Raw genomic sequence first — 9,268 nt, 5'->3', positions numbered from 1 at the left:
ATTGCTGGAAAAGTGGATTCTAAAAATGAAACTTATTTAAGTGGAAATGTAGGGGTTAAGTATAGGTTTTAAAAAGCCAAAAGAATAATAAATTCTAAAAGCAATAAAAATCATATAGAAGCCAGTATTTAATCTCCGAGCATACAAAATTCTTTAGAGGGTTTTTTACCCTCTTGTTGTTTTTGGTAGCTTCTTTGTGTTCTTAGCAGTTTTGATTGTATTTTATCTGTTTTAATGTCTTCTTATCTTTTATTATGCTTCTTTTGTTATTTGATTACTTTAACCCAACGATTTATGAAAACAAGATAAATTTACAGATTGTCTTGATTTGTTTAGAATTAAACTAATGCTTATATAATAGATTATGTGTTTCAATAAAGGCTTCAAAAAAATAAAGATTGCAGTGCAACATAAGATAAAAAATCTTTAATTGACTTGATATATATTTTAAAATATAATAAAAAAATTAATGCACCCAAATTTAAAACAAAAGGTAAAAGCTTATGGAAATTGAAGGCAGAATTTGGATTAAGGAAAAAGGGAAAAATTTCATAGGACATGGCAAAGTAGAACTTTTAGAAAGAATCCATAAAAACGGCTCTATCTCAAAAGCTGCCAAAGAAATGAAGATGAGCTATAAGGCTGCTTGGGATTGTATAGATGCTATGAATAAACTCTCGCATGAACCCATTGTAGTTTCAGCACTTGGTGGGAGAAATGGGGGTGGCACAAGCGTTACCCAAAAGGGCTTAGAAATAATTAAAGCCTTTAGACAAATGGAAAATATTTATGAAGAGCTTTTAAAAATGTTTGAACAAGATTTACAAGCTTGGAATAACTTAAAAATTGAAGATGCTTTTAGTCTGCAAAAATTATTACAAACTACAAGGAGACCTATGATTAAAACAAGTGCAAGAAACCAATTTTTTGGCAAAGTTAGCCATATTAAACAAGGTGCAGTGAATGCGGAAGTAACCTTGCAAGTAGGAAAATTAAATATTGTTAGCACCATTACTTTAGATTCTTTAAAAGAAATGGATTTAAAAATAGGAGATTCTTGCTATGCACTCATTAAGGCTAATTGGATTGTAGTTTTTAACGAACAACCTAAAGGTTCTATGAGAAACTGTATTAGCGGGGAAATCACAAATCTAATTAAAGGAGAGGTAAATACGCAAATACAAATCAAACATAAAGATATCCAACTAAGTGCAGTGATTACTGAAGAATCTTGTAATGATTTAGAATTAAATCTAGGCAAAAAGGTGTGGTTTGGTTTTAAGGCAAACCATGTAATTTTAGGAATTTAAACAAAAAGGAGAAAAAATGTTAAAAGGTTTAAAAAAAGTAACTTTTATGGGGGCTTTGCTCTTACTTGGCTCACATTTTGCAAACGCAGAGCAAATTAGAGTTTTAGGTGCTGCTTCACTAAAATATGTGCTAGAGGATATTAAAAATGATTTTTTAAAAAATCGCCCTAATGATAGTATAGAGATTTCTTACATCTCTAGTGGCAAGGCATATTCTCAAATCAAAAATGGAGCTCCTGTGCATTTATTTGTAGCGGCTGATGTTTCCTATCCTGCTAAACTCTATACAGAAAAACTAGCCCCACAAAAAGAAGAAATCTATGCAAAAGGCAAACTTGTTTTATGGAGCAATGATGCAAATTTTAAATTGCAAAAATTTGAAGATATTTTGAATGATAAAATCAAACACATTTCTGTGCCAAATCCTAAAGTAGCTCCTTATGGAAGAGCTTCCATGGAAGCACTAGAGGCTACAAATATGCTAAAAAAAGTAGAAAGCAAATTTGTGCTTGGAGAAAGTATAGGAAGTGCAACCACTTATGTAGAATCTAAAAGTGCCGAAGTTGGCTTTACTGCTTTATCAATGCTTGGAGTTGGCGGAATTAATACACCTACTATGAGTTTTGTAGCCATACCAGAAAACCTCTACAAGCCTATCTTGCAAGCACTCATTATCCCAAATTACGGAAAAGATTCCAAACTTGCTAATGAATTTAAAACCTATATTTTAGGCAAAGAAGCTAAAGCAAAATTTATCCAATTTGGTTATAGTGTTGAATAAAATAGAGGGTAATTTAGTAGCGTTAGATTCTCTTTTAGAGATCTCTCGCTTAAAAGTAGTAGCAGGAGATAAAGTTTTTTTTGTGTTGCTTTTAGAGCAATCTTTAAAAGATTTTATGCAAAAACCCCTAACGCTTAGCTTTAAGGAAAATAATATTCTTGTAGCAAAAAAAATACAAGGTGCCCAAAATGTCTTTAAATCTTCCATTTTAAAAATAGAAGAAGATACACTCTTTATGCGTTTAAGCCTAGAATGCAAAGAGGCTAAGGGCGGTAAAATCCACGCACTCGTTCCCAAAAATGAAGAGCTAAGAGAACTTAAAGAAGTAGATTGGTGTGTTTTAGAAAGTGAAATTATGGTGATTTTTTAGTATGGAAAGCTTTTTAATTACAATGCTACTTACTTTTAAAGTAGCACTTATTACAACTTTTATACTTCTTGTTATTGGTATTCCTTTGGGCTATTTTCTAGCCTTTAGTAAAAGTAAATTCACTCCCATTTTAGAAACTATCGTGTCAATGCCTCTTGTTTTGCCCCCCTCTGTTTTAGGTTTTTATCTCCTTGTGGCTTTTAGTCCGCAAAATGCTTTTGGAAAATTTTTACTAGAAACTTTTGAACTCAAGCTTGTTTTTAGTTTTTATGGATTGATTGTAGGTTCTGTAATTTTTTCTCTACCTTTTATGGTAAATCCTATTCAAGCGGGTTTTGCTTCTTTGCCCAAATCTCTCTATGAAGCTGCCATTACTCTTGGAAAAGGACATTTGAGCATTCTTTTTAGAGTGCTTTTGCCTAATATTTCAAAATCGCTCTTGGTAGGAATTGTCGTAAGTTTTGCCCATACAATTGGGGAATTTGGTGTTGTTATGATGATTGGCGGGAATATTGAGGGGGTTACTAGAGTAGCAAGTATTGCAATCTATGATGAAGTAGAAGCCCTAAACTATTCTTTAGCACATCAATATGCCTTTACTTTATTTATTGTTACCTTTTTAATACTTCTTTTAACCTTCTATTTAAAGAAAGCAAAATGATTAAACTAAATTTCAATAAATCACTCCATAGTGTAGATGGAGAAATCCATTTAAGTTTAAATTGTGAGCTAAACACACAAGAGCTTATCACCCTCTTTGGCAAAAGTGGTGCAGGAAAAACGACAATTTTACGCATTCTAGCAGGATTGTTAGAACCTGATAATGGGAGTATAGAAGTAGATAAAGAAATATGGTTTGACAAGCAAAAAGGGATTAATTTACCACCACAAAAAAGACAAATCGGCTTTGTTTTTCAAGATTATGCGCTTTTTCCAAATATGAGTATAGAGCAAAATCTCTCCTATGCACTCCCAAAAAATGGGGATAAAAAAATCATTGAAGAAATCTTACAAATCACAGAACTTCACAAATTACGCAAACTAAAACCCGAGCTTTTAAGCGGAGGACAAAAGCAAAGAGTAGCACTTGCAAGAGCACTTGTGAGAAAACCTAAAATTTTGCTTTTAGATGAGCCTTTTAGCGCATTAGATAGGGAGCTTAGTTTTAAGCTACAAGAGGAGCTTTTAAGACTTCATAAACATTTTAAATTAAGCACATTTTTAGTAAGCCACAATTTTAGTGAAGTATTTTATCTCTCTCATTATGTTTTATGGCTTCAAAAAGGAAAAGTTGCAAGAAGTGGCACTCCTAGTGAAGTGTTTTTAAGTCATTTACCTAGTGGAAAGTTTAGGCAAAGCGGAAGTATTTTAGACATCAAAGCTTGTGGGATTAATTATATTATAAGCGTTCTTAGTGGCAATGATATTTTAAAAGTAATCTTACCCAAAGAAGAAGCAAAAGCACTAAAAGTTGGAGATTTGATTATGCTTTCTTCTAAAGCTTGGAATCCTATTGTTACTAAGATTTAAATGCAACTTTTAGCTCCTTGCCAAAGTCGCTAATATTTTGCAATTCTTTCAAAAGCGTGTTAAATTGCCTTCTAAGTGCTTCTAGCTCAAAATTATTTAGTTTAAAAAAGTCCCTATTTGTGGGAAGCGCCAACATACAAGAGTTATCCATCACAGAGCAAAAGAGGCTAGAAACCCCAAAATATTCTTGCGTTTTTGAAAGCTTTTCTAAAAAAATGGGTGTTAAAAACTCTTTTGCTTTTTCTTTATCATTAGTAAAAATTTCATATTCTTTATCTAGAATCTTAAGGGTGTTTTCTAGCTTTATTAAATCAGGTTTTTTAGAAAAGTCAAAATATTTTTTAGGCTTTAGCAAAATATACAAGTCATTTTTAGAAATCTCTTCTATAAAGTAATGTAAAAAATCAAAGTGAGAAAAAATATTTTAAAAGAGCGATATTAAGGGAGTTTGTTTGGGTTTTGTTAAAAATCAAAGTGAGCGATTTTGCTTTACATTTCTTGATAGTTTGCTTTATATTTGCTTGACATTTACTAGACACTTACTTTACAAATAGCTAATAAATACCTATTAAACGCTATTTAAAAAGATTTCAAAGGGCAGTTTTTTTAAAATAACCTACAACGCGTCCTAGTATTTCAAAATTCTCCCCTTCTAGCTCTATGGGTTCGTATGCTTTATTATCGCTAAGCAGTTTGAGTTTAGGGCGTTTTTGGAGGCGTTTTACATATAGCTCCTCTTCAATGCGTGTTACACATATTTCCCCCTCTTTAGCTTCTCCTTGTTGCACTAAAAGATAGCAATTCTCTGGGAGAGTGGGAGACATAGAATCGCCATATCCTATAATAACTGATAGATTAGCAAAGGAAAGTAGCCCAAAGTATTCCCGCAAGAAATTCTTAGAAAAGCTAAAGGGTTGGCTACTTTCTTCATCATTATAAGCACCACTTCCTGCACTTGCTCTAACATTTTCATAAAAAGGTATTATGACTATTTCATCATTTAAGGTTTGTTGTGGGTTTTCTAGTTTAAGGTTTGTAGAATTAATAGAGCGTTTTTGAGCATTGGCGAACGATTGGCGAACTATACTCTTATTATTTTGGCGAACGATTGGCGAACTATATTCCTTAAAAAAATAATCACTGCTAATTTTAAGAATATTTGCTATTTTAGTGATTAAAATAACACCTACATCACTTTTGCCATATTCGTAATTTTGTAATGTTCTAGTTGTTATACCTAGCTCATTAGCTAGTTGCTCTTGTGAATATCCTTGTTCTTCTCTTGCTTGGCGAATTTTTTTTCCTATATCCATAAAAATTCCTTGACAATACGAAAATAATTTCGTATAATTCTATCACTTTTAAAAGAATTGTATCACAAAAAACACAATTTTAAAAGTGGTTTGGGCGGGCGGGAAGAATATCACTTTTGGAGCTTTAAAATGAAAATTTTGAAGTATAAAAAGGTGGTTGTAAGGCTCAAAGTTTGGAAGTTAAAAATCACTTTCAAACTAGAGCTATAAATCATCTTATCCATTCCCTTGTGGGAGTGGTTAGATGTAATTATAACACAAGGAAAATAAAATGCGTAATAATTTTACAAATTTAACCGAGCAAATGGCTAAAAAAGGTTTTAAGCTTCGCACTTGGGCTAAGGCTAAAAAGTTAAATGAGAGTGATTATAGATTGATTTTAAATATGAGCTATGGCAAAACAAAAGGTATAAGGGGCAGAGCAAAAGAGCTTAGAGAAATGCTGGAAAAAGATGGATTTAAGGTGGCTTAAATGTGGACTAATGTTAATAAGTTTTGCACAGAACTTTCAATAGGATTGAGAAATATACAAAAGAAAGCAAAACAAGCTTGTGATAAGGGGCAAAAAATTTTCTACATTGATACGAAAATATTTTCATATAAATATATATCAAACAATCGTGGTGGTCATGCAGGTAAAATCCTCCAAATCTGGTCTAAACCTCTAAGTAAAGAAGAAGCAAGTTTAATAGAGCAAGGCTTTAGCATTGAAGATATTAGTAGCACTAATTACCCTTATAAAAAGCCTAGCACATTAAAAACAAACACCAACACTTTAGCTAAGCAACCTCTTGGTGGTGGTTTAGCTAAGGATATGGATTATGATGTTTTAGTGCCTCATAATAGCAAAGAAGCTTCTCAAAATAACAAAAAGGGGACGCCTTGCGATGATGAAAAAGAGAAAGCCATAAGAGCGTTGCCCTCTTGTGATGATGTGGGAATGCATCGCAATGACAGAGGAGAAGTTCTTAACCTCTCCCTTTTTGCCACTTCCAATCACAAAAAGCAAGATGAAGCTTTGCTAAAGTCTCGCATTGTAAAAGAATGGCAAAAAGCTAAAGGAAGTTTAAGTGCTGAAGATTTTATCCTCTATATTAATTCTTTAAAACTTTATCCTTTTAAATTAAGTGCTAATAAGCTTTATGCTTGGCAAAGAGACTATCTAAAAAATGGATTAGATGGCTTAGTGGATAAACGCACAAACACTAAAGAAGATGAACTTACAAGACTTGGGATTTACTCCTTGTTTGAAAACCTACTTTTAGCACAAAAGGGGCGTATTAATGTCTCTAATATCCACCGCCTTATTAACTATGAAGTGTCTAAAAAGGGTAATTTAGAACTAAAAGACTTTTTAGGTAAAAAAGATGAGTTTATAAGCTATGAATGTGTATTGCGTGCTACTAAGAAATACCTAAAAGATAATAAACTTGTAAAAGACATCATTTTACATGGAGAAGATGGAGCAATAAGTCGGCATCTTCCAGCTTTGGGGGTAAGCAATTGGAGTGTAGCAAGTGTAAATGAAATCGTAGAGATAGACGCAAGCCCATTAGATGCAATTTGCAAGGTAAATGTAATTAATGAAAAGTTTAAGCTAGAGGGGGAGCAATGTGAGTGGCATAAACGCTACACAATTATTTCTTTAATTGATACTTATAGTGGCGTGGTTAGCTTTTATCTAGGATATACAGAAGATAGTCTAAGCATAGCTAGAGCCATTTCTAAATATATCAGCACCTATGGTGTGCCAAAGTGTATTCACTCGGATAATGGAAAAGCATTTTTAAGCAAAAACACTAAGGCTTTACTAGAGAGGCTTAATATAGATTATAAGGCAATGAGGGCTTATAGCGGTTGGGCTAAGCCTTATGTGGAAAATAAGTTTAAAGCCTTGCAAAATGAGCTAACCGCAAACTTAGTGGGCTATATTGGTGCAAATGTAAAAGAAAGGCAGGCTATTGAATTCTTTTATTCTAAAAAAGAGAGAAGATTAAAAAAGGGCTATAAGACTAATCAAAGAAGATTAAAAACTTTAGGTTATATGCAAGAGTGTGTGGATACTTTTAGCAACCACTTTTTAAACAATACCTATCTTGATAGACTTGGAGGCACTCCTAAAGAGGCATATGAAGCAAAGCTAGAAGATGTAAAAAGAATGGATGAAATCTCATTAAGCATTTATCTAGGTGGGGCATTAAATAGCAGAAAAGTGCTAAACAAAGGCATAAGCTTAAATAACAATCTCTTCTATAATCCGAAGCTATATAACTATGAGAGTGTTTATGTGTGTCCTAACCTGAATAATACTAGTGAAATCTTTTGCTTTGATAAAAATAAAGAGCTTATTTGTGTGGCAAGTAGTCTAGATTTAGAATTAGGGGTAAGTGCAGAGGAGGCAAAAGAAGCTAGAAAGATTATGCTTAGAAATCTAAAACACAAAAAAGATGCGATGGATGAAAATAGATTAAAGTTAGAGGGCAATATGGAAAAATACCTACAACTAGGAAAAGAAAAATTGCAAAAAACTACCCTAGCACCACTTAGCAGTGCAAACAATGCAAAAGAGGAGCTAGAGTATAGCACATCTTTAGTAAGCAATGGTGAGGTGGAGAAATACGCCCTAAAATCTAAGCAAAAGGAGAAGAAAGAGCAAAGCTATGATTGGTATAGAGCAGCACTCAAAGCTAAAAAAGCATAAGATTTTTAAAAGCTTTTAAATACCTATTAAATGAGGTTTAAAAAGTTTTTAAAAGTCTTTAAAAAGGCTTGAAAATAACAAGGAGATTTAAATGGAATTACAAAAATTACTAACAGACTTTTTAGAAAGTTCTAAAATGAGTGCATCAAGTCTAGCAAGAGCTATTGGAGCAAGCCCTGCACTCATTACTCAAATTAAAAAAGGTAGCTATGCTGGAGATGTGGAGTTATGGGGTAAAAAAATAGAAGATTTTATCACGAACTTTTCTAATAAAAGCACTAAAGAAGAAGTGGAGAGCGTTTTTGCTTCTAAGGATTTTAATATGGCTACCTTTGTAGCAAATGAGGCAGTAAATGAAAAGGAAATCGCACTGATTTTTGGAGAGGCTGGAAGTGGAAAAACAACTATTATTAGTGAATTTATCAAAGACAAGCCCCAAAGTATTTTAATAGAGGCTACTTGCCACACTACTGCTAAGGTTTTATTAGAGGATTTGTGCGAAAGATTGCGTCTTGAAGTGAGTGGAAACTCACATAAGAAGCTAAGAGCGATTGCAAAATACTTAAAAAATAGTGAAAAAATTCTAATAGTAGATGAAGCGGAATATTTGCCTTTAAATGTATTGGAAGATTTAAGAAGAATTGTGGATTTTGCAAGAGTTCCTTTGATTTTAGTGGGGACAGAAGTGCTTTATAAAAATCTAATGGGAAAAAATAAAGAGCTAAAACAGCTTTATTCTCGTATCTGTGGAAAATGGATGTTAAAGGGTTTAAGCAAAGAAGAGAGCAAGAGCTTTTATGGGGTGGATTTTTATAAATACACAAATGGGAACTTTAGAAGTTCTGCAAAACTTTATAAAAAGGCATTAAGGCTAGCAGAATTAGAAGAAGCAGAACTAAATGATGCACTCATTGCGACTGCGAGTGAAATGGTGATTTTATGAAGTTTGAAGAGATTGGGAGAGTGCTTGGCATTTCAAGTTCGGAAGCTTTCAAAATTTATAAAAGAGCACTCCTTAAACTCTCCCACCCTAAAAATAAAAGCAAATGGGAAAGCATCTTAGAAGACTTAGCAGAGATTAAAAAGCTACAAGAAAAAGATAGCAATACAGAGCGTGGAGAAAAACTTTAATAAAAGCTATTTTGTGTTTTTAAATAGCTTTTATGAGGGTTTAAACTCTCAAAAAATTCGCATTCAAGATACCTAGTGGCAGATTTATAAAATTTTATGGAACTCGCAGACACTTAAGTCTAGCCTCGTTCC

General features: G+C 32.9%; 11 protein-coding genes. 9 read left to right on the top strand and 2 right to left on the bottom strand.

Annotated features, from left to right (window positions below; translation table 11 throughout):
- Positions 1-503: 503 nt before the first annotated feature.
- Genes B6S12_RS09760 through B6S12_RS09740 form a run of 5 tightly spaced genes read left to right on the top strand, consistent with a single transcriptional unit; the run spans position 504 to position 3,991 of the window.
- Positions 504-1,310, top strand: coding sequence for a TOBE domain-containing protein (locus B6S12_RS09760; protein WP_111230602.1), 807 nt, complete (start codon positions 504-506; stop codon positions 1,308-1,310).
- A 16-nt stretch (positions 1,311-1,326) separates the two neighbouring features.
- Positions 1,327-2,091 carry a molybdate ABC transporter substrate-binding protein gene (modA, locus tag B6S12_RS09755; protein WP_111230601.1) on the top strand — a complete coding sequence of 255 codons (765 nt, stop codon included), beginning with the start codon at positions 1,327-1,329 and terminating at the stop codon, positions 2,089-2,091.
- Positions 2,084-2,461: a molybdate ABC transporter gene (locus B6S12_RS09750; protein WP_111230600.1), complete on the top strand. Its 378-nt coding sequence runs from the start codon at positions 2,084-2,086 to the stop codon at positions 2,459-2,461. Before modA ends, B6S12_RS09750 begins: the two co-directional genes overlap by 8 nt.
- Position 2,462: 1 nt before the next feature.
- Positions 2,463-3,122, top strand: coding sequence for a molybdate ABC transporter permease subunit (modB, locus tag B6S12_RS09745; protein ID WP_111230599.1), 660 nt, complete (start codon positions 2,463-2,465; stop codon positions 3,120-3,122).
- Positions 3,119-3,991 (top strand): ATP-binding cassette domain-containing protein, encoded by an 873-nt coding sequence (locus B6S12_RS09740; RefSeq protein WP_111230598.1) that lies wholly within the window; start codon positions 3,119-3,121, stop codon positions 3,989-3,991. The genes modB and B6S12_RS09740 overlap by 4 nt, the downstream gene beginning before the upstream one ends.
- Here the strand turns inward: B6S12_RS09740 and B6S12_RS09735 are convergent.
- Positions 3,981-4,346, bottom strand: a complete 366-nt coding sequence (locus B6S12_RS09735) for a DUF3137 domain-containing protein (protein ID WP_181451035.1) — start codon at positions 4,344-4,346, stop codon at positions 3,981-3,983. The two genes, B6S12_RS09740 and B6S12_RS09735, sit on opposite strands and share 11 nt — an antisense overlap.
- Positions 4,347-4,581: 235 nt before the next feature.
- Positions 4,582-5,304 carry an XRE family transcriptional regulator gene (locus B6S12_RS09730; protein ID WP_111230596.1) on the bottom strand — a complete coding sequence of 241 codons (723 nt, stop codon included), beginning with the start codon at positions 5,302-5,304 and terminating at the stop codon, positions 4,582-4,584.
- Positions 5,305-5,575: 271 nt separating this feature from the next.
- On the opposite strand from B6S12_RS09730, the gene B6S12_RS09725 reads away from it, so the two are divergent.
- The 4 genes from B6S12_RS09725 to B6S12_RS09710 all read left to right on the top strand — a co-directional run bounded on the left by B6S12_RS09725 (position 5,576) and on the right by B6S12_RS09710 (position 9,136).
- On the top strand, positions 5,576-5,776 hold the full coding sequence (locus B6S12_RS09725) for a hypothetical protein (RefSeq protein WP_111230595.1): 201 nt from the start codon (positions 5,576-5,578) through the stop codon (positions 5,774-5,776).
- The gene (locus tag B6S12_RS09720; protein WP_111230594.1) at positions 5,777-8,005 is read left to right on the top strand and encodes a Mu transposase C-terminal domain-containing protein; all 2,229 of its coding nucleotides are present in this window, start codon (positions 5,777-5,779) and stop codon (positions 8,003-8,005) included.
- A 91-nt stretch (positions 8,006-8,096) separates the two neighbouring features.
- Complete coding sequence (locus B6S12_RS09715) at positions 8,097-8,948, top strand: AAA family ATPase (protein WP_111230593.1); 852 nt, start codon at positions 8,097-8,099, stop codon at positions 8,946-8,948.
- Positions 8,945-9,136: an RNA polymerase subunit sigma-70 gene (locus B6S12_RS09710; protein WP_111230592.1), complete on the top strand. Its 192-nt coding sequence runs from the start codon at positions 8,945-8,947 to the stop codon at positions 9,134-9,136. Before B6S12_RS09715 ends, B6S12_RS09710 begins: the two co-directional genes overlap by 4 nt.
- Positions 9,137-9,268: the final 132 nt, after the last annotated feature.

This window comes from Helicobacter valdiviensis (assembly GCF_003245365.1).
In the GTDB taxonomy this organism is placed as follows: Bacteria; Campylobacterota; Campylobacteria; order Campylobacterales; family Helicobacteraceae; genus Helicobacter_D; species Helicobacter_D valdiviensis.
The sequence above is the reverse complement of the archived record's forward strand: the minus strand, read 5'-3'. Positions and strand labels throughout refer to the sequence as shown.

What these genes read in the sequence shown, in the direction of transcription:
- B6S12_RS09725 (WP_111230595.1), top strand. Translation starts at nt 5,576, where the DNA reads ATGCGTAATAATTTTACAAATTTAACCGAGCAAATGGCTAAAAAAGGT.
- B6S12_RS09730 (WP_111230596.1), bottom strand. Translation starts at nt 5,304, where the DNA reads ATGGATATAGGAAAAAAAATTCGCCAAGCAAGAGAAGAACAAGGATAT.
- B6S12_RS09740 (WP_111230598.1), top strand. Translation starts at nt 3,119, where the DNA reads ATGATTAAACTAAATTTCAATAAATCACTCCATAGTGTAGATGGAGAA.
- B6S12_RS09760 (WP_111230602.1), top strand. Translation starts at nt 504, where the DNA reads ATGGAAATTGAAGGCAGAATTTGGATTAAGGAAAAAGGGAAAAATTTC.
- modA (WP_111230601.1), top strand. Translation starts at nt 1,327, where the DNA reads ATGTTAAAAGGTTTAAAAAAAGTAACTTTTATGGGGGCTTTGCTCTTA.
- B6S12_RS09710 (WP_111230592.1), top strand. Translation starts at nt 8,945, where the DNA reads ATGAAGTTTGAAGAGATTGGGAGAGTGCTTGGCATTTCAAGTTCGGAA.
- B6S12_RS09720 (WP_111230594.1), top strand. Translation starts at nt 5,777, where the DNA reads ATGTGGACTAATGTTAATAAGTTTTGCACAGAACTTTCAATAGGATTG.
- modB (WP_111230599.1), top strand. Translation starts at nt 2,463, where the DNA reads ATGGAAAGCTTTTTAATTACAATGCTACTTACTTTTAAAGTAGCACTT.
- B6S12_RS09715 (WP_111230593.1), top strand. Translation starts at nt 8,097, where the DNA reads ATGGAATTACAAAAATTACTAACAGACTTTTTAGAAAGTTCTAAAATG.